The following is a 21,335-nucleotide window of genomic DNA, read 5'->3' on the forward strand; positions in this document are numbered from 1 at the left end:
GGTGCGAGACTGCCTCTGTGCGTGATCTGGCGAAGCTCCCCAAGGCCCACCTCCACCTGCACTTCACCGGTTCCATGCGACCGGCGACGCTGCACGACCTCGCCGCGCAGTACGGCGTACGGCTCCCGTCGGCCCTGCTCGACGGCGACCCGTTGCGCCTGCCCGCGACAGAGCGTGGCTGGTTCCGGTTCCAGCGCCTGTACGACGCGGCGCGCGCGTGCGTGCGCTCCGAGGCCGACATGCGCCGGATCGTGCTCGAGGCGGCGCAGGACGACGCCGCGGAGGGGTCTGGCCGTCTCGAGATCCAGGTCGACCCCACGTCGTACGCCCCCTTCGTGGGCGGCATCTCGCCCGCGGTGGAGATCGTGCTCGACGCGGCGCGGGAGGCCAGCGCGGCGACCGGGACCGAGGTCGGGGTGATCGTCGCGGCGTCGCGCATGCGCCACCCGCTCGACGCGCGGACCCTCGCACGCCTCGCGGCCCAGTACGTGGGCGACGGCCCGGGCGAGGTCCTGGGCTTCGGGCTGAGCAACGACGAGCGGCGCGGGGACACCGCGGCCTTCGCCCCGGCCTTCTCGATCGCCCGCCGGGCGGGCCTCGCGCTCGTCCCGCACGGGGGCGAGCTCCTCGGTCCGGACCACGTGAGCGAGGTGCTCACGGACCTCGACCCCGACCGGATCGGGCACGGGGTGCGTTCGGTCGAGGACCCGCGTGTCCTCGAGCAGGTCGTCGAGCGCGGGGTCGCGCTCGAGGTGTGCCCCGCCTCGAACGTGTCGCTCGGGGTGTACGACGACGGCGCGCAGGTCCCGCTCGGGGCGCTCGTCGACGCGGGAGCCCAGGTCGCGCTCGGCGCCGACGACCCGTTGCTCTTCGGCTCGCGCCTCGTGGCGCAGTACGAGTCCGCGCGGACCGAGCACGGGTTCTCCGACGAGGACCTCGCAGACCTGGCCCGGTCCTCGATCCGCGCGAGCCGCGCCGGAGAGTCCACGCGGGCCCGGCTGCTCGCCGGCGTCGACTCCTGGCTCGCGGAGGACCCCGCGGCCCCGGAGGGTGCCCCCGCCTCCGGCGGGCGGTCGGTGCGGTGACACGAGGGGTCGGCGGCGGGACGGACGACCGGGGCGGTCACCGGGCCGACGGCGGAGCGGACGGCAAGGCTCCGGGTGACACACGCTCTCATCCGTCTCTCATGCGTACCCGAGATACTCGCGCCATGCGACGGACGACGGTGTGGGTGATCACGCTCGTGCTGGTCGCACTCGGCGCCGGCGCGGGCGCCGTCGCCCTCGTCTCCGCGAGCCCCCCGGACCGTGACCTGCGGGGGCTCGTCGTCCTCACTCCCGCCCCCACCCCCCAGGAGACCACCCTGCCGTCTCCGACCCCCACCCCGCCGCCCGACGAGACCGACGACGAGCCGGAGGACGACGGCGAGGCAGGCGAGGACGAGCCGGCGACCCCGACCTCGCCGCTCGTCCCCGTGCAGCCCGCCCCGCCCCGCAGCGGCACGGACACGGTCGGCAAGACCCCCGACCAGCCCTACGACGACGGCATGTACCACCCGGGCGACCAGTACGACGACGGCATGTACCGCCCGTCCGACGAGTACGACGACGGCATGTGGACCCCAGACACAGGGAACGGATGATGGCGCAGCACACACCGGGCACCGAGCCCGCGCCTCGCCGGGCGCCCTCCAGGATCCAGACGGTCCGCGCCCGGATCCTCGGGGCGGTCCTCGCCCTGGCCGCGCTCGGCCTGATCATCGCGGGCGGGGTCGCGTACACGGCCCAGCGCGCGCACGTCGACGACCGCATGGACCAGTCGCTCATGCGCTCGCTCGAGGAGTTCGAGGCGCTGGCCCACGACGGCGTGCACCCCGCGACCGGTGAACGGTTCACGTCGTCGGACGACCTCGTGAACACCGCGATGCGGCAGACCGTCCCCGCCCCGCACGAGGGCATGGTCGGGTTCCGCGGCGGCCGCGCCCAGTGGATCGCCGCGACACCCGTGCCCCTGCGGCTCGAGGACGACGACTCCCTCATGGACGCGCTCGAGCCCCTGACCACGGGCGACCGCGTCGTCGTGCGCGAGATCTCGACACCCACCACCAGCTACCGGGTCCTCGTCGTGCCCGTGACCGACGGCGACGTCCCGTCCGCGCTCGTCCTGGCGTTCGACCGCAGCGCCGAGCACGCCGAGTTCGACCAGGTCTTCCGCACCTACGCGGTCATCGCCGTCGTGGCCCTGCTGCTGATCGCCGGCGTGGGCTGGCTCGTCGCCGGGCGTCTCCTGCGCCCCGTGCGGCTCCTGGGCCAGACCGCCCGGCGCATCAGCGACACCCACACGTCCGAACGCATCCCCGTCACGGGCAACGACGACGTCTCGGAGCTCACGCACGCCTTCAACGAGATGCTGGACCGCCTGGCAGCGGCCTTCGACGCCGAGCACGAGCTGCTCGACGACGTCGGGCACGAGCTGCGCACGCCCCTGACGATCGTGCGGGGACACCTCGAGCTCATGGACCCCGACGACCCGGAGGACGCCGCGAGCACGCGCGACCTCGCGCTCGACGAGCTCGACCGGATGCACCGGCTCGTCGACGACCTCATGACCCTCGCCACGGCGGGCAGCCCCGGGTTCGTGCGGCTCGAGGAGACCGACCTCGGCCGGCTCACGGACGACATCCTCGACAAGGCACGCCTCCTGGGCGACCGCCGGTGGACGGTCGACGCGCGCACCGGGGCGACGGCTCACGTCGACGAGCAGCGCCTCACGCAGGCCTGGCTGCAGCTCGCCTCCAACGCCGTGAAGTTCTCCGCGCCCGGCTCCAGGATCACCCTGGGGTCCTCGGTCCGCGACGGTCGGATCCGTCTGTGGGTGCGCGACGAGGGCATCGGCGTCTCCCCCGACCAGCTCGAACGCATCTTCGTCCGCTTCGCGCAGGCCGAGCGCGAGCCGGCGTTCCGCGACGGCGCGGGCCTCGGACTGGCGATCGTCAGCGCGATCGCCGGCGGGCACGAGGGACGGGTCGAGGTCTCCTCGACCCGAGGCTTCGGCTCGACCTTCACGCTCGACCTCCCGCTCGACCCCGGACACGCCCCTCCCGTCCCCGAACCGGCCGACCACGGCGCCACGGGTGGATCCCCCCTCCTCCCGAGGTCACCACTCACCAGCACGACCGAGACACCCCTCACCATGGAGATCCCGGTCACCTCTCGGGCACGTCAGGGTGAAAGGACATCGTTGTGAGCCAGATCCTCGTCGTCGAGGACGAGACCCGGATCTCGTCGTTCGTGACCAAGGGGCTGCGTGCCGCAGGGTACGCGAGCGTGGCCGTGACCACCGGTCGGGAGGGGTACGACCTGGCCCAGACCGGGGAGTACGACCTCATGATCCTCGACCTCGGTCTGCCCGACCAGGACGGCTTCACCGTCCTGCGCCGCCTGCGCGCGTCCCGCAGCACCATCCCGGTCATCATCCTCACGGCCCGCTCGTCCGTGACGGACACCGTCGCCGGGCTCGAGGGGGGCGCCGACGACTACATGGTCAAGCCGTTCCGCTTCGAAGAGCTCCTAGCCCGTATCCGGCTGCGTCTGCGGACGGAGCCTGCCGGGGAGGTCACGGTGCTCTCGCACGGTTCGCTCAGCCTCGACCTGCGCACCCGCCGGGCCCGCACCGAGGACCGCGAGGTCGACCTGTCCGCCCGCGAGTTCGCGCTGGCCGAGACGTTCCTGCGCAACCCCGGTCAGGTCCTCAGCCGCGAACAGCTGCTGTCACGGGTGTGGGGCTACGACTTCGACCCGGGTTCCAACGTCGTGGACGTGTACGTGCGGTACCTGCGCAACAAGCTGGGTGCCGAGCGCGTGGTCACGGTACGCGGCATGGGCTACCGCCTGGCGGACCCGGCGGCCTGATCCTCCGTGCGCGGTCCGCGGGACGCCGAACTGGGTCCGCAGGACACGAGACGCAGGACGCCCCGGCGAGACCGGGACGACGAGACCGGGACGACGAGAGGGCGGAGGCCCGTGTGCCTCCGCCCTCTCACGAACGGTCGGTGACGCGCCGACCGTCGAGTCGCCCCGCCGGGCGCCCTTCCCTAGGGGGTGGGCGCCGACGGGGTCGTCTGTGCCGAGACCGGGCTCTGCGCGCTCACCGGGCTCGGAGCCGTGGTCGCGGTCCGTGCGGAGACCGCCGACGCCGCGGTGACGGTGGACACGGTCGTCGTGGAGCTCGACGGGTCCAGGTCCGAGGGGCTCGGGTTCGTGCTTCCGCCTGGCGCGGTCGTCGCGTCGTCGCCGGACTCGACGACGGCCGGGGCGTCGACGTCCGCGCGCGCTTCCGCGGCGGCCATCGTCGCGCCGAGCCCGACGCCGAGCACCCCGAGCGTTCCCGTGGCGATCCAGATCCTGCGAGCGTCCATGCTGCCCAACCTCCTCAGACGATGAGCGGCCGTGCTGCCGCCCCGTCGTCACGACACTCACGCCCTGACGTGAGAGGAGGAGGAGGTGGAGGTGAGAGGACTCTCAGACGCGTCTCGGCTCCCGCGAGAAGTTCCTCGGCCACGCCGAGCCAGGCCTCCGCGAGCGCCTCGCGGGGTGCGCCGGGCAGGAGCGACAGGACGACGCCGGCGCTGCGTGCACGCAGCCCGATCGGGTCGGTCGCCTCGCCGAACACCGCGAGGCAGCGGTCGACCAGGCCCTGGACTCCCGGGTAGACCTGGGGTGCGAGGGTCTCGAGGACCGCGAGATGGCCCGTCATGCACGCCAGGTCGTCGATGCGGTGGCCGGGGCCGAGGGTGTCGACGTCGAGGACCGCGGCGACACGGCGGCACCCGGCGCCGCCCACGAGCAGGACGTTGGCCTCGTAGAAGTCACCGTGCGTCGCGACGACCGGTCCGGGGTCGCGGTCGGCCACGATCCGGCGCAGGGAGCGTTCGAGGGCCTCGATGCGTCCGGCACGGGCGGGCAGGCGTCCGACGGCGGCGCGCGCGTAGTGCTCGGAGCGTTCGGCCCACGCGGCCCGGCGCTCGAGCAGGACCGCGTCCTGCGGCAGGGCGACGAGGGCGCGGAGGAGCTCGTGCGGGTCGATCGTCGACGGCTGCTCGTGCCGTGGGGTGGACGCGATCGCCGAGGCCAGCGTCTCCTCGGGCCGAGCTGCGAGCACGAGGATGCCCTCTCCGAGCGAGGCGAGCACGCGGGGGGCCGCGGGCGGGGCCGAGAGCACGTAGCCCATGGGCGCCGCCTCCGCGACGAGGAAGAGGTCGTGACGGATGCGGAGGTCGGTGACGCGGTCGGGGCGGACCACCTTGAGGTAGACGTCGCCGTCGGTGGTGCGCGCGCGGAGCACCGCGCGTCGCAGCGGACGGTACGTCACGAGGTCGAGCCCCAGGACGAGGGGCGCGTGGGGGTCGAGCGAGCGCCACCGGTCGGTGAGGACCGCAGGGTCGCAGGCCGTCGCCAGACCGGGCAGCAGCGGGTCCACGGGGTGGCGCCACACGTGGACGGTCTGCTCACCGTCGACGAGCCGCAGGATCCCCCGCCGCTCGACGACGTCCGGAGGGAGGTCCGCAGTGGTGGCCACGAGGTACTCGGGGCGTCCGGGCGGGGTCCGCGCGCCGTCGGTGTCGCCACGGACCGTGACCTCGTACCCCACGCTCACCTCGGCGCCCGGGCGGGCGTGCACCTGGTGCACGCGCCACGATCCGAGGGTCACGTGGTCGATCGCGAGCGCTGCCTCGAGGAGGTCTCCCGCCCGGGGGCCGGTGAGGAGCTGCGCAGCGGTGTCCATGGGAGCGAGCACACCGTCCGGGTGTGATGGGCACATGAGGGCTGCGTGAGAGTCCTCTCACGCGGCTGTCGGCATCGGCGGCGGGACGCGGCTGTTGACATCGCCGCGAGCAGGCTGCCATTGTATCGACATCGCGCTACAAACCTCGGTCGTCGAGGAGCCCGCGGTCCGACGGTCCCGGGTCGCTCCGGACGTCCACCCCGTGCAGCCGCCGACCCACTCCACCCAGGGAGCCTGAACGTGTCCTCCACCGAGCACCCTCCCGCGGGCCGCGGGCTGCACCTCGAGATCGACGTCGCCTCAGGCGTCCCGCCGTACGAGCAGATCCGGTCGCAGGTCGTCGCGCACGTCGCCTCCGAGCGGCTCCTCGTCGGCGACCGGCTCCCGACGATCCGTGCGCTCGCGACCGACCTCGGGCTCGCGGCGGGCACCGTCGCGCGCGCCTACCGCGAGCTCGAGGCGGCGGGCGTCACGACGACGAACCGGCGCGCGGGAACGGTCGTGTCCGACGGCGTGGCGCCCGCCGACGTCGTCGCCCGGCAGGCTGCACGCACCTTCGTGGCGTCCGTGCGCGAGGCCGGCCTGGACGACGACGCGATCCTCGACCTCGTGCGCGGGGAGCTCCTGCGCGGCCACGGCGACCGAGGCCGGTAGGCCCGGGCAGCGCCCGCCGGCCGGCCTCTCCGACAACGGCTACCGGGGCCACCACCCCGAAGCCTCGTTTCACAACGATTCCACAACCCCTGCGCCCTGGGCACGCCATGCCCCGCGACACCGTGGGACCGTGGTCACAGGGGACCCGCGGAGGTCTCCACGTCGAGGGGGAACGTGCATGAGGGATCGATCGACCAGGAAGACCTGGATGGCCGCGACGGCGGCGGTGCTCGCGATGCTGCTCGTCAGCGGGTGCGATGCGCTCGGACCGCGGGTCGACGGTGGGCCGGCAGCAGCGGCGTCGGCGTCCCCGGAACCTTCCCCCCGCGCGACTCCTCGCCCCACCACGACACCGAGCGTGTCGCCCTCGCCGCCCCCGGAGATCCCCACCCCGACCCCGACCCCGACCCCGACCCCGACGCCCACGGTCGAGCCCGCGCCGCCGCCCGTCGAGCCCCCGCCCGTCGAGCCCCCGGTCGAGCCAGCGCCCGACCCGGCGACCGTCGAGCTCGTCCGCGGGAGCACGGGTGAGCGCGTCACGGCGCTCCAGCAGCGGCTCGTCGACCTGGGCTACTGGGGAGCCACGCCCGACGGGGACTTCGGCCCCGGCACGCAGCAGGCCGTGTGGGCACTGCAGAAGGCCGCGGGCATCAGCCGGGACGGGCGCGTGGGGCCCGCGACGCAGGCCGCGCTCGACCAGGGCGTCCGCCCCTCGGCCCAGAGCACGTCGGGCCACGTCATCGAGATCGACATCGACCGCCAGCTCGTCCTCGCGGTCGACGACGGGCACGTCACCAAGGTCTTCAACGCCTCCTCGGGCAACGGTGAGCGGTACGAGGCCAAGGGCAGGACCTACACGGCCCGGACGCCGCGCGGCACGTTCCAGGTGGGGCGTCAGGTCGACGCGAACTACGAGTCGTCGCTCGAGCTCGGCAGCATGTGGCGGCCCAAGTTCTTCACGGGCGGGATCGCGGTGCACGGTTCCGGCTCGGTGCCGCCGAGCCCCGCGTCGCACGGGTGCGTGCGGGTCACCAACGGCGCGATGAACTGGATCTGGGACTCGTGGGGCGCACCGCAGGGCACGACGGTGCTCGTCTACTGAGGGTGCGGCTCCGGCGAGACGCGAGACGTCAGAGCGCGACGCCGACCAGCACGGGCTCGGGGACGAGCTCGATCCCGTACGCGTCGAGCACGCCGTCGCGCACGGCCCGCGCGAGCTCGACGATCTCCGCCGCGCTCGCCCCGCCCCGGTTGGTGAGCGCGAGCGTGTGCTTGGTCGAGAGCGTCGCAGCGCTCGCCGGGCCGTGCACCCCGAAGCCCTTCGTGAAGCCGGCGTGCTCGATGAGCCAGGCTGCCGACGTCTTGACGAGCGTCGGGTCGATCTCTCCCAGGCTCGGGCCGGTCGTGCGGGACGGGAGCGCGGAGCGGACCGGGAAGCGCGGTGCGTCGGCCGGCAGCAGGTCGGCCTGGTCCGCGGCGACGACCGGGTTGGTGAAGAACGAGCCCGCGCTCCACCGGTCGTGGTCGGGGGCCGTCGGGTCGTCGAGCAGCATGCCCTTGCTCCCGCGCAGCTCGAGCACCGCGGCGCGCACGTCGGCGCTCGGCGCCCGCTCGCCCACCTGGACGCCCAGGCGGCGCGCGAGCTCGGGGTAGGCGATGGGCGCGGACAGCGTCCCGAGCCGCATCTGGAGGTTGACCTCGAGCACGACGTAGCGCGGGGACGGGTACCAGATGTCGCCGCCCTCGGGCGAGGCGTGCATGCTCCGCTTGAGGAGCGAGGTGCGGTAGCCGAACCCGAGGTCGATCAGCGGGAGGTTCCGGATCCTCGCCTCCGCGCGGTCCCAGACGCGCACCGAGGCCACGACCCCGGCGACCTCCTGGCCGTAGGCGCCGATGTTCTGGACCGGGGCCGCCCCGACCGTGCCCGGGATGCCGGACAGCGCCTCGATCCCGACCCACTCCTGGGCCACGGCCCGCTCGACGAGCTGGTCCCAGTCCTGGCCCGCGGTGACGGTCATGCTGCCGCCGCCGCACGTGTCCTCGGCGTCGATCCGGATCTCGGCGCGCACGTCCCGGACCACGACGCCGCCGAAGCCCTCGTCGCTCACGAGCAGGTTCGACCCGCCGCCGATCACGAGGAGCGGCTCGCCCGCGGCGTCGGCCGCGCGGACGGCGTCGACCAGCTCTGCCTCCGTGGAGGCCTCGACGTACGCGTCGGCGGGGCCGCCGACACGCAGGGTCGTCAGCTCGGCGAGCGCGGGTTGGTCGAGCACCTCGCCGGTCCCGGAGGCCCCGCCCTCGGCGACGGCTTCGACGGCGGACACACGGCGTGCAGGGGTGGCGGTCATGGGTCCAGCCTAGTTCGCCGGGTCCCGACGTCCGGCGGGCGGGGCCCTCGCGGGGCGCTCAGTGCGCCGAGCCGCCGCCCCCACCCGCGGCCGTCGGCAACGGCTTGGCGGCGTTGACGACGAGCAGCCCGATCACGAGGGGCACCGCGATGACCAGCAGTGCCGGGCGGTAGCCGCCGATGTGCTCGGCGAGGAACCCGATGAGCGGGGGCCCGACGAAGAAGGCCGAGTACCCGATCGTCGAGACGACGCTGACCCGGACGGCTGCGTGCGCGGGGTCGTCCGAGGCCGCGCTCATCCCGACGGGGAAGCCGAGCGCCGCGCCCATGCCCCACAGGACCACGCCGACGAGCGCGACCCACAGGTTGGGCACGAGCGTGAACACGAGCAGGCCGACGAACGCCAGGCCCGCGGAGATGCGCAGCACGGCCACGCGCCCGAAGCGGTCGAGCAGGCCCGTGCCGAGCAGTCGCATGCCCGTCATGGCCGTCAGGAAGATCCCGAGCCCCACGGCGCCCATCGCGTCCGACGTGCCGAACCCGTCGACGACGGCGAGCCCGACCCAGTCGTTGGCCGCGCCCTCGGTCAGGGCGGCCGCCAGGACGACGAGGCCGATCAGCAGGGTCCGTGGCTCGCGCCAGGCCGCGAGGGCGCTGCGCGCGCCCTTCGACGAGTGGACGGCGGTCGCAGGGTCCTCGCCCGCGGCGTCGTCGGCGCCCGACGGCGTCGCACCGGCCGCGTGGACGTCGCCCGCGGGCAGGAAGGACCGCACGCACCACACGACGCCCACGAGGCTGAGCGCGAGCGCGACGGCGAGGTGCCACTGGACGGGCACGGCCGCCAGCGCAGCCAGGGCGCCGACGCCGGCTCCCGCCATGGTGCCGAACGAGAAGCCCGCGTGGAAGCGGGGCATGATCGCCTTGCCGAGACGCTGCTCGACCGCCGCACCCTCGATGTTCATGGCGGCGTCCCAGACGCCGGTCCCGATCCCGAACAGGAACAGGCCGACGCGCACCACCTCGACCGAGCCCTGGGACACGCCCGTGACCGCCACGACGAGACCGGTCACGTTGACCGCGGCGAAGAGCAGGACGGCGCGCGATGCGCCGATGCGCTGGACCACCATGCCCGCGAGCGGCAGCGCGAGGAGCGACCCGACGGCGGCGAAGAGGAGCAGGAGGCCCATGCTGCCCTCGCTGAGCCCGAGCGCGTCGCGGACCGCCGGCAGGCGCGAGGCCCAGCTCGCGAAGTTGAACCCGTTGAGGAAGAACACCGCGAAGACGGACCAGGTGGCCGCCTGCACGGCTCGGGCAGCGCTCACGGCGCTCTGGCCGCCGGGGAGCGGCGAGGGCGGGGTGGTCATGCGGAGGTCTCCTCGCGTCGGTGGGAGGTCGGGCCGGTCGGAGCCGGTGGCGTCGGGGTGGTGTCGGCGGAGGCGTGCCGCCGGACCGACCGGCGGCGGCGGGCGCGCACGGTCGACGGTACCGGGTGATTGCCTACCGCGCGGTCAGCCTCCATTCGCTGGTCGTCGGAGGCGCCGTCCCCCTCCCCGACCGTCCGCACGACGCGACCCGGCCCGGGGACGGGAGCCGCGCCGTCGGGCAGGGGATGTGCCGACGGGGTCGGGGAGAGCGGCGCGACCTTGGTCGAGAGGAGCACGCTGACGACCATCGCGACCACGATCAGGACGAGCGCGTGGCGCGCCCCCATGGTCTCCGCAGCGATGCCGAGCAACGGCGGGGCGGCGAGCGAGGCCATCGACGAGAACGCCGAGACGACCGAGACGCGGCTCGCGGCCTGGAGAGGCTCGTCGGAGGCCGCGGCGATGCCGATCGGGACCGCGAGGGCAGCACCCAGACCCCAGGCGAGCACGCCGACCCCAGCCAGCGGCAGGTTGGGGGCGAAACCGAAGAGCAGCAGCCCGCCGATCGAGGCCACACCCGAGAAGCGCAGCACGACGACGCGCCCGTAGCGGTCGATGAGGCGGGTCCCCAGGAGTCGCATGATCGTCATCGCGCCGACGAACGCGCCGAAGACGACCGCCCCGACCGCCTCGGTCTGGTCGAACCCGTCGACCACTGCGAGGGACAGCCAGTCGTTCGCCGACCCCTCGGACAGCGCCGCGGCCATGATGACCAGGCCGATCAGCAGCGTGCGCGGCTCGCGCCACGCGCTCAGCGCGGCGCCGAGACGCACACGACGCGAGCGCGGGTGCAGGGCGGCAGCCGCCTCGACGCCGTCGGGGCTCGCGTCACCCAGGCGCCCCTCGACGCGCGGGCGCGGCGGCGTCGCGTGGATGAACATCGGGATGCTCACCAGGCGCCACACCGTCGCGACGACCGCGGTGCCCACGAACTGCACGAGGACGGGGACGTCGCCCGCGGCGCTCGCCGCACCGACGAGGGACCCGACGACCGCACCGATGCTGAAGGCCGCGTGGAACTGCGGCAGGATCGTGCGTCCCGTGCGGCGCTCCACGCTCGCGCTCTCGACGTTCATGGGGACGTTGCCGAGCGAGAAGGCCACCCCGTTGAGGAAGATGCCCGCGGCGAGGAGCGCGACCGAGCCGGTGGCCGGGCCGACCCCGAGGAGCACGAGCGCCGCGGCGAAGAAGGCCGTCGAGGCGAGCATGGTCGCCTTGCCGCCGAAGCGGTTGACGATGGGACCGGCGAGCGTGACGGTCATCAGGGCGCCGATCGCGCCCGCGAGCAGCACGAAGCCCAGGTCCTTGGGCGTCATGTCGAGCGCGTCGCGAACGGACGGGATGCGGGCGAGCCAGCTCGACATGGTGATGCCGTTGAGCAGGAAGATCCCCAGGAGGGACCAGCGGGCGCGGGAGAGGCCTGGGTCGAGCACGGGTCGAATCGATTCGATTCCTGCGTCGGGGGTGGCCTTCGAAACGATTCGAGACATGGGGTCAATTCTGCGGGTAGTCTGGCCGCGCCGTCAAACACCTTTCCGCGCGCCGCGCCGGATCCGAGAACGACCAGAAGACCGGCAGAGGGGCAACGATGACCGAGACCGAGCAGGCACCCAGACCACCAGGCCGCCCGACCCTCGCCCGCGTCGCCGCGCTCGCCGGGGTCTCGGTGTCCACGGCGTCCCTCGCCTTCTCCGGCGCCGGCCCCATCACCCCCGAGACGCGCGACCGCGTCATGGCCGCGGCCGACGAGCTCGGCTACACCGGCCCCAACCCGCTCGGGCGCCAGCTGCGCTCGGGGAAGTCCGGGATCGTCGGCGTCGTCATCGGCGACCAGCTCAAGCGCGCGTTCCGCGACCCCGTCGCCGTCCAGGTGCTCGACGGGCTGGTCTCCACGCTCGGCACCAGCGGCCTCGGCGTGCTCCTCATCCCCGGCATCCCCTCGGACGACCCGTCCCGCGCGGTCGACCCCCTCATCGAGAGCGCCGCGATGGACGTCGCGGTCCTCGTGTGGGGCGTCGGGACCGACGACGCGACCCTCGCCGCCCTGCAGCGCCGCGGCGTGCCCGTCGTGATCGGCGAAGGACGCCCCGTCCCCGGCACACCGCTCGTCGGTATCGAGGACCGGCGCGGCACCGCCGAGGTCGTCCGCCACCTCGTCGACCTCGGCCACACCCGCATCGCCGAGATCTCGCTCCCCCTCGACAACTCGCGCCGCAGCGGCGTCATCGACGCCGAGCGCCTCGCCCAGGCCGACCGCACCCCCACCCTCAACCGGCTCACCGGGGTGCGCGACGTCGTCGAACCCCTCATCTCCTGGGAGACCGAGGCCTCCCTCGTCGAGCACGGGCACGCGGCCGCCGTCCAGATCCTCGGCACCTGGGTACCCGCCGACGAACGCCCCACCGCGATCATCGCCCACTCCGACCTGCTCGCCGCAGGAGCGATCCTGGGTGCCAAGGAGCTCGGGCTGCGCGTGCCCGAGGACCTGTCCGTCGCCGGGTTCGACGGGCTCGACCTCCCCTGGCTCAGCCCCGACACCCTCACGAGCGTCCACCAGCCCCTCGCCGAGAAGGGCGCACAGCTGGGGAACGCGGTCGTCGCGCTCCTCGCCGGGAAGGAGCCGGAGACCGTCATGCTCGAGGTCGAGCTCGTGCCCGGCACCACGACCGGGCCCGCGCCGAGCGCCTGACCCTCGGCCTCCCGCCGGAGGCTCGGAACACACGAAGGGCGCCCCTCCCGTGCGGGAGGAGCGCCCTCGGACGTGCCGGGCCGGGTGGCGGCGACCTAGAGGCGGACGACCGCCTGAGCCTTCATGAGGACCTTGGCACCCTCGAACGTGACCGTCAGGTCGACGCGGACCGTGCGCGCCTCGAGGTCGATCGCGCCGATCGCCCCCGAGACCGAGACCACGGCCTCGCCCGGGTTCGGCACGGGGACCGGGCGCGTGAAACGCGTCTGGTAGTCCACGACCGCACCGGGGTCGCCGGCCCAGTCCTCGACCAGTGCGACGGCCGCGCCCATGGTGAACATGCCGTGCGCGATCACGCCCGGCAGGTCCACGCTCTGCGCGAAGGCGTCGTTCCAGTGGATCGGGTTGAAGTCGCCGCTCGCGCCGGCGTAGCGGACGAGGCGGGCCCGGTCCACGAGGACCTCACGGGTCCCGACGACGTCGCCCACCGCGAGGGCGGAGAGGTCCGGTCGCGTGGTGCTCACCGGGGAGACGACGTGCTCGGTCATGCGTCCTCCCCGCGGACGACGAGGCTCGACGTGACGGTCGCGACGGGCTCGACGGTTCCGGAGCCGTCTGCCGCCAGGGCGCCGATCTCGGCGCGAGTCGTGACCATCGAGATGCCCGCCCGCTGCGTGATCGAGTCGACGTGCAGCACGGTCACGAGCTCGTCGCCGGCGACGATCGGACGGTGGTGCACGAACCGCTCGTCCGCGTGGACGACTCGCGTGAAGTCGACGCCGGCCTCAGGGTCCTGGATGAAAGGAGCCTCGGCGCGCTGCGCGACGATCACCGCGAACGTGGGCGGTGCAATCAGGTCCGGATAGCCCAAACCCCGCGCAGTGGCCACATCGTGGTGCGCGGGGTGGGTCGAACCGACAGCAGAGGCGAACTCGCGGATCTTCTCGCGGCCGACGGAGTACGGGGCGGTAGCCGGGTACTCACGACCGGCGTAGTCAGCGTTGATCGCCATGCGTGCGGGAGATGCTCAGCGGAGCCGCTGGATCAGCGGGTCTCGCGGTGAGCGGTGTGCTTGCCGCAGCGCGGGCAGAACTTCGCCAGCTCGAGACGGTCGGGGTCGTTGCGGCGGTTCTTCTTGGTGATGTAGTTCCGCTCCTTGCAGTCCACGCATGCGAGCGTGATCTTCGGGCGAACGTCTGAGCTCTTGCTTGCCACGGTAGTGCCACCTCTCGCGCCTCCGGAGGGCGCTACGTGCTTGCTAGGCCGCACGGCGCCGGCCGCCGTACGGTGTGTTGTCAGGAAGTGGTAGCGGGGGCGGGGCTCGAACCCGCGACCTCACGATTATGAGCCGTGCGCTCTGACCAGCTGAGCTACCCCGCCGCGTGATGAACGCAGGGTCGTGTCGCCAGTATTCCAGCGAGACGACCCCGCGTCACTTCACAGAGCCCCGAAAGGGAATCGAACCCTTGACCTTCTCCTTACCATGGAGACGCTCTGCCGACTGAGCTATCGGGGCAGCGGTAAGAAGATTACACGGGTTCTGGCGTGGTGCGAAATCGGCCCTGCCGACCACCCGGAACCCCAGTGATCAGGCCGATTCTGCGGCCCCGCCGCTGCGTACCGGCACCCACGTCGCACAACTCGCCGAGGCGCCCGACGTGACCGACATGTCCTGACCCCGGCGCACGTCACGCCCGCCCCGGACCGCTCACCGCTGGCGACGGCCTCGGGAAGCCCCTCGGAGCACGGCCGCGCGTCGCACCCCGACGACGCACGCGGACGGATCGCAGGCCGGAGCAACCTGGCGAGCCCCGCCGTCGGGCACGGTGGTGCGCGGACGTACGGGCAGCACGCGGGCGGGGCGACGCTCGGCAGCACGGCACGCGGGGCGGGCGGCGCGGTCCGCCGACGCGAACGAGGCGCCACCCGATGGGTGACGCCTCGTTCAGGTGCGTGGCAGGTGAGGGATTCGAACCCACGAAGGCTGTGCCGTCTGATTTACAGTCAGATCCCTTTGGCCGCTCGGGCAACCTGCCATGTTCACTTGTGCACCCCGCCAGGCTCGTCCCGTCCTGCTGCGCCGAGGCACAACCGAAGGACGCTTCCGAACTGCGGGAGCGTGGCAACAGTACAGCGAATCCGGCCCCGGAGGAAAATCGACCATTCGCGATCGGCCTGCACACGCTTACAGTGGACCGTGAGCCACACCCCCCAGCCTCCTGCGCACGACCTCTCGACGTCCACCGGTGCCGCCCGGACGACCGCCCCGGACAGCACCCGCACCGCGGCCCCGCTCGACCGCCTGGGCCTGGCCCTCGGCGCCGGCGCCTACGTGCTGTGGGGCGGGATGCCCCTCTTCTTCCCGCTGCTGCAACCCGCCGGGCCGCTGGAGATCATCGGCCACCGCGTCGTCTGGAGCCTGCTCTTCTGCCTGCTGCTGCTCCTCGTGATGCGCCAGTTCCCCGCCTACCGGGCCGCGTTCCGCTCGCGACGCACCGTCGGCCTGCTCGCGATCGCCTCGGTGCTCGTCGCCACCAACTGGACCGTCTACGTCTACGGCGTCCTGTCCGGACACGTGCTCGACGCGGCACTCGGGTACTTCATCAACCCGCTCGTCACGGTGCTGCTCGCGGTGCTCGTGCTCAAGGAGCGGCTGCGGCCCGCACAGTGGGTCGCCCTGGGGATCGGGACCGCGGCCGTGGTCATCCTCACGATCGGCGTCGGGCAGCTCCCGTGGATCGCCCTGACCCTGGCCTCCTCGTTCGGCCTGTACGGGCTCGTCAAGAACAGGGTCGGCCGGGACGTCGACGCCCTGCCCGGGCTCGCGGTCGAGACGACGCTCCTGTTCCCCGTGGCCCTCGGCTACCTCGTGTTCCTCGGCATCACGGGCGCCGGCACGTTCGCGACCGAGGGAACCGCGCACGCGCTCCTGCTCGCGTCGAGCGGCATCGTCACGGCCCTGCCCCTGCTGATGTTCGGCTCCGCCGCCCGCCGCCTGCCCCTGAGCCTCGTCGGGATGCTCCAGTACCTGGCCCCCGTGCTGCAGTTCCTCGTCGGCCTGCTCGTGTTCCACGAGTCCATGCCGCCCGCGCGCTGGGCGGGCTTCTCGCTCGTGTGGCTCGCGCTCATCGTGCTCAGCGTCGACGGCCTGCGTGCGATGCGCGCATCCCGGCTCGGGGCTCGCTGACCGCTCGAGACCGGCGCCGGGCTCTCCGGGCGGGCCCCGAGGCGACGCCCCCGCCGCCCGCGCACTACCGTTGACCCCAGACCAGCCCACCTACCGTGTCAGGAGAGCACCGTGGCCGATTCATCGATGGACATCGTCAGCAAGGTCGACCGCCAGGAGGTCGACAACGCCCTCAACCAGGCGATCAAGGAGATCCAGACCCGGTACGACTTCAAGAACATCGGCGCGTCGATCGCCTGGAGCGGCGAGAAGATCGTCATGGTCGCGAACTCCGAGGAGCGCGTCCTGGCGATCCTCGACGTCTTCCAGACCAAGCTCATCAAGCGCGGCATCTCGCTCAAGGCGTTCGACACGGGCGAGAACGAGCCCAAGCTGTCGGGCAAGGAGTACCGCCTCGAGGGCGTGCTCAAGGAGGGCCTCGCGGGCGAGAACGCGAAGAAGGTCACCAAGATCATCCGCGAGGAAGGCCCCAAGGGCGTCAAGACCCAGATCACGGGTGACGAGGTCCGCGCGACGAGCAAGTCGCGCGACGACCTCCAGACCGTCCAGTCGCTGCTCAAGGGCGCGGACCTGGACTTCGCGGTGCAGTTCACGAACTACCGCTGACCTGCTCCTGACGGGCGCGTCGTCGGTCGGGCTCCTGCCCGACGGCGGCGCGCCCGTCCGCGTACCGGGCCCGGCCGTGTCACGCCCGCCGGGTGCGGGCGTGTCGCTCACGCACGGACCTAGACTCGCGGCGTGGACACTCACTGGCTCTCGTCGTCCGAGGCCTTCGCCTGGGCGGGCTGCGGGCCGTGGTCGCGCGGCGGCGACAGCCCCGCTGCGGAGGCCGGTTTCCCGGACGGGCCGACGCTGCGCCCCGCGGTGGACACCGGCGGCATCGATGTCCTGCTCAGGCGCCGTGAGGCTCTCTGGGCGCGCCTCACGCCTCTCGCCTTCCTCGGTGTGTCGATGCCGATGCTGTCGATGCCGTCGTCGACGAACCCGCTGTCCTGGACCTGGCGGCTGGCCGCGGTGGTCTCGGTAGCCGTCGTCGTGCTTCTCGCGGGCTGGGTCCGCCGCACGCGGGAAGGTCGCGTTGCCGCCGCGCTCGAGGGGGGCGGGCCGACAGCCCTCCTGCTCGCCACGTGCGTCCCGGCTCGCGGCGGCTGGCGGCTGGATCTCGCGGCCGTCGACGCGCCGGGCCTCGTCGTGGCCTCCGTCCGGAGCCCCGTCCTCGGCACGGTCCTGGCCCGCTTCGCCGACCAGGAGCTCTCCCGCACCCTCTCCCCCGAGACGCTGCGCAGAGCGCCGTGGCGCGCGTGGGCCGCAGAACCCGTGCTCGTGGTGGGCGGCCGGTCCGCGTCCGCGGTCACGGCGCTTCAAGGGGCCGGCGGGGGCCCCTGGATCCTGTCGAGGGTTCGTCGCCTGCCCGCGCGACGCGATCGTCTCGCGCACCCCGAGCGGCAAGGAGCCCTCGCATGACCAGAGCGGTTCGTCCTCGCGTGGTCGCGACCGACCTCGACGGGACGCTCCTGCGCTCGGACGGCACGGTCTCCGACCGCACCCGCAGCGTCCTGGCCGCGCTCGACGAGGCCGGCACCCAGGTCGTGTTCGTCACGGCCCGCCCGCCCCGCTGGCTGACGGAGGTCGGGCGCCTGGTCGGCGGGCACGGCGTCATCATCTGCCTGGGCGGTGCGTGCGTGTACGACGTCGGCACGAGCCGGGTCGTCGAGTCCCGCGGCTTCGCCCTGCCCGCCCTGCGCGACGTGGTCCGCGACCTGCGTGCCGCGGTGCCCGACGTCTCGCTCGCGGTCGAGCAGGTCGACGGTCCCGTGTTCGACGCGACCTTCCGGCACGAGGAGGACATGCCGGACTCCTGGCGCGGGCCGGTCGAGCGCGCGCTCGACTCGCCCGTCGCGAAGCTGCTCGCGCGCACCGACGCCCTGGGCCAGGACGAGTTCTTCGAGCAGGTGCTCGACGTCGTGGGCGACCGTGCCTTGCTCGCGTTCTCCGGGGCCGCGGGGCTCGCCGAGCTCCTCCCCCCTGACGTGACCAAGGCGGGCGCGCTGGCGACCTGGTCCTCGTCCCACGGCATCGGTGCCGACGAGGTCTGGGCGTTCGGCGACATGCCCAACGACCTGCCGATGCTCACCTGGGCAGGAACGTCGTACGCCGTAGCGAACGCCCACCCCGAGGTGCTCGCGACCGCGACCCACGTGACGGCGTCGAACGACGACGACGGTGTGGCCGTCGCCCTGGAGCGGCTGCTCGACGGGTCGTTCCTTCGACAGAGCACGGCCCCGTCGATGTCACCGACCGAGAGGCAGGAAGGCTGATGCGCGATCGACCGGCCGACGACCCCCGCCGCGGGCGCTTGCCCGCGACGGGCCGACGAGGCCGGGCGGCAGCCCTCGCCCTCGCGCTCGCGCTCGCGACCGCCGGGTGCACGAGCGCCGCCCCCGCCGACCCGCGGGCGTCCTCGTCGACCTCCTCCTCGCCGACCACCGCGCCCGACGACGCGGTGCTCACCACCTTCGCCTACGGACCGAGGCCCGCGCAGACGGCCGACCTGATCCTGCCCGCGTCGCTCGCCGCACGCACGCAAGAACTACGTACACCGTCCGAGGGCGAGGGTGGCGAGGAGGAGGGTGAGACCGTCGACGTGGTCGTCCTCGTGCACGGCGGCGGCTGGGCCGCCGAGTACGACCGTTCGTCCGAGACCCCCGTGGCACGCGACCTCACCGACGACGGCATCGTGGTGTGGAACCTCGACTACCGCGGTGTGGGCGCGGCCGACCCCGCCGACGACGGCGGGTGGCCGGGCACGTTCGAGGACGTGGCGGCAGGCCTCGACCTGCTCCCCGAGGCACTCGGGACGGCAGGCCTGACGCTCGGGCGCGTGGCCGTCGTCGGGCACTCCGCGGGCGGGACCATGGCCCTGTGGCTCGCGGCCCGGCACACCCTGCCCGACGGCGCCCCCGGCGCCTCCCCGCTCGTCCGGCCCGACCTCGTGGTCACCCAGGCGGGCGTGAACGACCTGCTGGCCGCCGGGGCTGTGCACGGCTCACGGGGGCCGGTCGAGGCGCTCATGGGCGGCTCGACGAGCGAGGTCACGGACGACCGGTACGACCTCGCGTCCCCCACCGCACGGCTCCCGCTCGGCGTCCCGACGCTCGTCACGACGGGCGACCTGGACGCGGTCGTCCTCCCGTCCGTCGCGACCGGCTACGCCGAGGCGGCGCGGGCCGCCGGGGACGACGTGACGCTCGCAGTGATCCCCGGCGAGGACCACCTGTCGCCCCAGAACCCCCGCTCGGGCGCGTGGGCCGCGGTGCGTGGCTGGCTCGCCGAGCGTGGCATCTCGCCCGCCGGGACCGCGAGGTAGAGCCACCCCGGCGTCGGGAGACTCGGGCCCGAGAGCCTCAGTAGCGCGTGATGCCGCCCTGCTGGCCCGCCATGCGCTCGAGGCGCTGGATGCGGTCGGCCATGGGAGGGTGCGTCGCGAACATCTTCGCGACGCCCGCGCCGCGGAAGGGGTTGGCGATCATGACGTGCGAGACGTCGACCAGGTCGCGGTTCTGCGGCAGCGGGGCCCGCGCCGTCCCCTGCTCGAGCTTGCGCAGGGCGGACGCGAGCGCGAGCGGGTCGCCCGTGAGCTTGGCACCGTCCTCGTCGGCGTCGTACTCGCGGGTCCGGGAGATCGCGAGCTGGATCACCATCGCCGCCACGGGAGCGAGGAACGCCATCGCGAGAGCAGCCAGCGGGTTGCCGCCCCGTTCACGGTTCCCGCCGAAGATCAGCAGGAACTGGGCGAGCGAGGTGATGACGCCGGCCATCGCGCTCGCGACGGACGACGTGAGGATGTCGCGGTTGTACACGTGCATGAGCTCGTGGCCCAGGACACCGCGGAGCTCGCGCTCGTCGAGCAGCGTCAGGATGCCCTCGGTGCAGCAGACCGCGGCGTTCTTGGGGTTGCGGCCCGTCGCGAACGCGTTGGGGGCCTGCGTGGGCGAGACGTACAGCTTGGGCATGGGTTGACGCGCGGCGGTCGAGAGCTCGCGCACGATCCTGTACATCGCGGGCTGCTCGAGCTCGCTCACGGGCCGCGCGTGCATGGCCCTGATCGCGATCTTGTCGGAGTTCCAGTAGCCGTACGCCGTGGTCACGAGACCGATCGCGACGAAGATCCACAACGTGCTGGCCGACCGTCCGAACACGGCCCACAGGCCCAGGATCACGACCCACATGATCCCGAAGAGCCCTGCGGTCTTCAGACCGTTGAAATGCTGATGACCCACGCTCAGCCCCTTCCCTCGAGCACAGGATGCCGTGGTGCGAGCATCCACCGGGAGAACGCTCGGCGCACGCGGGGGGTTCCCTCCGCCGTCGGGCAGCGGACGGTGCCGCTGCGCCGCCCCGCGGCCGTCCGGGGGGACGACGACGGCGCCCCGGCCTGGGTGGGCGGGGCGCCGTCGTGTGGTGCGTGGGCCGGGCTGGGGTGCTGCCCGGGATCGTGCGGGTGGTGCGTGGTCAGGCGTCGGTGGCGGCCTGGGTCTGGCGGCGGGCGATGCGGATCATGTCCTCGCGGGGCACGACCTTGATGCGCTCGCGCCCGTGGGGCTCGCCCAGGGTGCGCTCGTGGGCGTCCAGGACCTCCCAGTCGGCCCACTGGACCACGTCGACCCCGCGCTCGGCCAAGAACTCCAGCACGGCCTCGGGCGAACCGTGCGGCGCGACCCGACCCGCCTCGAGATCACCCTCGACCCCCTCGACCCCCTCGGACGCGGGGACCGCGCCCGTGACGTCCTCGACGAGGTGGCGCACCGTCTCGGACGCGTCGGACTTGGTGTGCCCGATCAACCCGACCGGACCACGCTTGATCCACCCCGTGGCATACACCCCCGGGATCTGCACACCATCGATGTCGATCACCCGACCCTCACGGTTGGGAATCACACCCTTGAGCTCATCGAAGGGGACCTCGGGCAACGGCGACCCGAAGTACCCCACCGCCCGATACACCGCCTGCACCGGCCACTCGAAGAACTCCCCCGTCCCCGACACGGTCCCGTCCCCGTTCAACCGCGTCCGCTCCGTGCGCAACCCCTCGACCCGCCCCTCACCGAGCACCGCGACCGGCGCATGCAAGAAATGCAGGTGCAACCGCCGCGAGGCCGTGAACCCCGCCGGGTCCTTCAACGTCCAGTCCGTGAGAGTCTTGACGACCTGCTTCGTCTGGTTCGAGGAATTGATCGCCGCCATCGACCC

Annotated in this window: 21 protein-coding genes, 3 tRNA genes and 1 pseudogene; 12 read left to right on the forward strand and 13 right to left on the reverse strand. The window is 73.2% G+C overall.

Features of this window, described 5'->3' with window-relative positions; all coding sequences use genetic code 11:
* Nucleotides 1-17 precede the first annotated feature (17 nt).
* The 4 genes from ACFVQ3_RS11795 (at nucleotide 18) to ACFVQ3_RS11810 (ending at nucleotide 3,911) form a co-directional block, all read left to right on the forward strand.
* Nucleotides 18-1,085, forward strand: coding sequence for an adenosine deaminase (locus tag ACFVQ3_RS11795; protein WP_387638991.1), 1,068 nt, complete (start codon nucleotides 18-20; stop codon nucleotides 1,083-1,085).
* A gap of 125 nt (nucleotides 1,086-1,210) precedes the next feature.
* Entirely contained in the window at nucleotides 1,211-1,642 is a 432-nt protein-coding gene (locus ACFVQ3_RS11800) for a hypothetical protein (RefSeq protein ID WP_387638994.1), read from the forward strand.
* Nucleotides 1,642-3,246 carry a sensor histidine kinase gene (locus ACFVQ3_RS11805; RefSeq protein ID WP_387638996.1) on the forward strand — a complete coding sequence of 535 codons (1,605 nt, stop codon included), beginning with the start codon at nucleotides 1,642-1,644 and terminating at the stop codon, nucleotides 3,244-3,246. The genes ACFVQ3_RS11800 and ACFVQ3_RS11805 overlap by 1 nt, the downstream gene beginning before the upstream one ends.
* A complete protein-coding gene (locus ACFVQ3_RS11810; RefSeq protein ID WP_030151967.1) occupies nucleotides 3,243-3,911 on the forward strand; it encodes a response regulator transcription factor in 669 nt (222 codons plus the stop codon). The genes ACFVQ3_RS11805 and ACFVQ3_RS11810 overlap by 4 nt, the downstream gene beginning before the upstream one ends.
* A gap of 182 nt (nucleotides 3,912-4,093) precedes the next feature.
* Here ACFVQ3_RS11810 and ACFVQ3_RS11815 read toward each other — a convergent pair whose 3' ends face one another.
* Nucleotides 4,094-4,417, reverse strand: a complete 324-nt coding sequence (locus ACFVQ3_RS11815; RefSeq protein ID WP_387638999.1) for a hypothetical protein — start codon at nucleotides 4,415-4,417, stop codon at nucleotides 4,094-4,096.
* Nucleotides 4,418-4,431: 14 nt separating this feature from the next.
* Nucleotides 4,432-5,784, reverse strand: coding sequence for a phosphotransferase family protein (locus ACFVQ3_RS11820; protein ID WP_387639002.1), 1,353 nt, complete (start codon nucleotides 5,782-5,784; stop codon nucleotides 4,432-4,434).
* Between the two features lie 240 nt (nucleotides 5,785-6,024).
* Between ACFVQ3_RS11820 and ACFVQ3_RS11825 the strand changes: the two genes are divergently transcribed.
* Together ACFVQ3_RS11825 and ACFVQ3_RS11830 are read left to right on the forward strand one after the other, a co-directional pair.
* Nucleotides 6,025-6,438, forward strand: coding sequence for a GntR family transcriptional regulator (locus ACFVQ3_RS11825; RefSeq protein ID WP_387639005.1), 414 nt, complete (start codon nucleotides 6,025-6,027; stop codon nucleotides 6,436-6,438).
* Between the two features lie 208 nt (nucleotides 6,439-6,646).
* Nucleotides 6,647-7,540 (forward strand): L,D-transpeptidase family protein, encoded by an 894-nt coding sequence (locus tag ACFVQ3_RS11830; protein ID WP_387639008.1) that lies wholly within the window; start codon nucleotides 6,647-6,649, stop codon nucleotides 7,538-7,540.
* A 28-nt stretch (nucleotides 7,541-7,568) separates the two neighbouring features.
* On the opposite strand, the gene ACFVQ3_RS11835 is transcribed toward ACFVQ3_RS11830, so the two are convergent.
* The 3 genes from ACFVQ3_RS11835 to ACFVQ3_RS11845 are packed head-to-tail and all read right to left on the reverse strand — an operon-like array spanning nucleotide 7,569 to nucleotide 11,642.
* Complete coding sequence (locus tag ACFVQ3_RS11835) at nucleotides 7,569-8,786, reverse strand: UDP-N-acetylmuramate dehydrogenase (RefSeq protein ID WP_387639011.1); 1,218 nt, start codon at nucleotides 8,784-8,786, stop codon at nucleotides 7,569-7,571.
* Nucleotides 8,787-8,844: 58 nt separating this feature from the next.
* A complete protein-coding gene (locus tag ACFVQ3_RS11840) occupies nucleotides 8,845-10,149 on the reverse strand; it encodes an MFS transporter (RefSeq protein WP_387639014.1) in 1,305 nt (434 codons plus the stop codon).
* The gene (locus ACFVQ3_RS11845) at nucleotides 10,146-11,642 is read right to left on the reverse strand and encodes an MFS transporter (RefSeq protein WP_387639017.1); all 1,497 of its coding nucleotides are present in this window, start codon (nucleotides 11,640-11,642) and stop codon (nucleotides 10,146-10,148) included. Before ACFVQ3_RS11845 ends, ACFVQ3_RS11840 begins: the two co-directional genes overlap by 4 nt.
* 155 nt (nucleotides 11,643-11,797) lie before the next feature.
* Here ACFVQ3_RS11845 and ACFVQ3_RS11850 point away from each other — a divergent pair, with 155 nt between their 5' ends.
* Nucleotides 11,798-12,898, forward strand: coding sequence for a LacI family DNA-binding transcriptional regulator (locus tag ACFVQ3_RS11850; RefSeq protein WP_387639020.1), 1,101 nt, complete (start codon nucleotides 11,798-11,800; stop codon nucleotides 12,896-12,898).
* A gap of 95 nt (nucleotides 12,899-12,993) precedes the next feature.
* On the opposite strand, the gene ACFVQ3_RS11855 is transcribed toward ACFVQ3_RS11850, so the two are convergent.
* From ACFVQ3_RS11855 to ACFVQ3_RS11880, 6 genes are all read right to left on the reverse strand, one after another.
* Nucleotides 12,994-13,446, reverse strand: coding sequence for a MaoC family dehydratase (locus ACFVQ3_RS11855; protein WP_387639023.1), 453 nt, complete (start codon nucleotides 13,444-13,446; stop codon nucleotides 12,994-12,996).
* Nucleotides 13,443-13,910, reverse strand: coding sequence for a MaoC family dehydratase N-terminal domain-containing protein (locus ACFVQ3_RS11860; RefSeq protein ID WP_387639026.1), 468 nt, complete (start codon nucleotides 13,908-13,910; stop codon nucleotides 13,443-13,445). The genes ACFVQ3_RS11855 and ACFVQ3_RS11860 overlap by 4 nt, the downstream gene beginning before the upstream one ends.
* Nucleotides 13,911-13,942: 32 nt before the next feature.
* The gene (gene rpmG / locus ACFVQ3_RS11865) at nucleotides 13,943-14,113 is read right to left on the reverse strand and encodes a 50S ribosomal protein L33 (RefSeq protein ID WP_030151977.1); all 171 of its coding nucleotides are present in this window, start codon (nucleotides 14,111-14,113) and stop codon (nucleotides 13,943-13,945) included.
* A gap of 88 nt (nucleotides 14,114-14,201) precedes the next feature.
* Nucleotides 14,202-14,278: transfer RNA gene (locus ACFVQ3_RS11870), tRNA-Met, on the reverse strand.
* A 63-nt stretch (nucleotides 14,279-14,341) separates the two neighbouring features.
* Nucleotides 14,342-14,414 (reverse strand) — tRNA-Thr (locus ACFVQ3_RS11875).
* A gap of 438 nt (nucleotides 14,415-14,852) precedes the next feature.
* Nucleotides 14,853-14,934 (reverse strand) — tRNA-Tyr (locus tag ACFVQ3_RS11880).
* Nucleotides 14,935-15,095: 161 nt separating this feature from the next.
* Here ACFVQ3_RS11880 and rarD point away from each other — a divergent pair.
* The 5 genes from rarD (at nucleotide 15,096) to ACFVQ3_RS11905 (ending at nucleotide 19,452) form a co-directional block, all read left to right on the forward strand.
* Nucleotides 15,096-16,085 (forward strand): EamA family transporter RarD, encoded by a 990-nt coding sequence (rarD, locus tag ACFVQ3_RS11885; RefSeq protein WP_387639029.1) that lies wholly within the window; start codon nucleotides 15,096-15,098, stop codon nucleotides 16,083-16,085.
* 111 nt (nucleotides 16,086-16,196) lie between these two features.
* The gene (locus ACFVQ3_RS11890) at nucleotides 16,197-16,691 is read left to right on the forward strand and encodes a YajQ family cyclic di-GMP-binding protein (protein WP_205306448.1); all 495 of its coding nucleotides are present in this window, start codon (nucleotides 16,197-16,199) and stop codon (nucleotides 16,689-16,691) included.
* Between the two features lie 132 nt (nucleotides 16,692-16,823).
* Nucleotides 16,824-17,549, forward strand: coding sequence for a hypothetical protein (locus tag ACFVQ3_RS11895; protein WP_387639032.1), 726 nt, complete (start codon nucleotides 16,824-16,826; stop codon nucleotides 17,547-17,549).
* On the forward strand, nucleotides 17,546-18,403 hold the full coding sequence (locus tag ACFVQ3_RS11900; protein ID WP_387639035.1) for an HAD family hydrolase: 858 nt from the start codon (nucleotides 17,546-17,548) through the stop codon (nucleotides 18,401-18,403). Before ACFVQ3_RS11895 ends, ACFVQ3_RS11900 begins: the two co-directional genes overlap by 4 nt.
* Nucleotides 18,403-19,452, forward strand: a complete 1,050-nt coding sequence (locus tag ACFVQ3_RS11905; protein WP_387639037.1) for an alpha/beta hydrolase family protein — start codon at nucleotides 18,403-18,405, stop codon at nucleotides 19,450-19,452. The genes ACFVQ3_RS11900 and ACFVQ3_RS11905 overlap by 1 nt, the downstream gene beginning before the upstream one ends.
* Nucleotides 19,453-19,489: 37 nt before the next feature.
* Here ACFVQ3_RS11905 and htpX read toward each other — a convergent pair whose 3' ends face one another.
* Together htpX and ACFVQ3_RS11915 are read right to left on the reverse strand one after the other, a co-directional pair.
* Nucleotides 19,490-20,365, reverse strand: coding sequence for a zinc metalloprotease HtpX (gene htpX / locus ACFVQ3_RS11910; RefSeq protein WP_387639040.1), 876 nt, complete (start codon nucleotides 20,363-20,365; stop codon nucleotides 19,490-19,492).
* A 232-nt stretch (nucleotides 20,366-20,597) separates the two neighbouring features.
* Nucleotides 20,598-21,335, reverse strand: a pseudogene (locus tag ACFVQ3_RS11915) (pyridine nucleotide-disulfide oxidoreductase); the annotation flags it as partial.

This window comes from Oerskovia sp. NPDC057915 (genome assembly GCF_042887685.1).
GTDB lineage: Bacteria > Actinomycetota > Actinomycetes > Actinomycetales > Cellulomonadaceae > Oerskovia.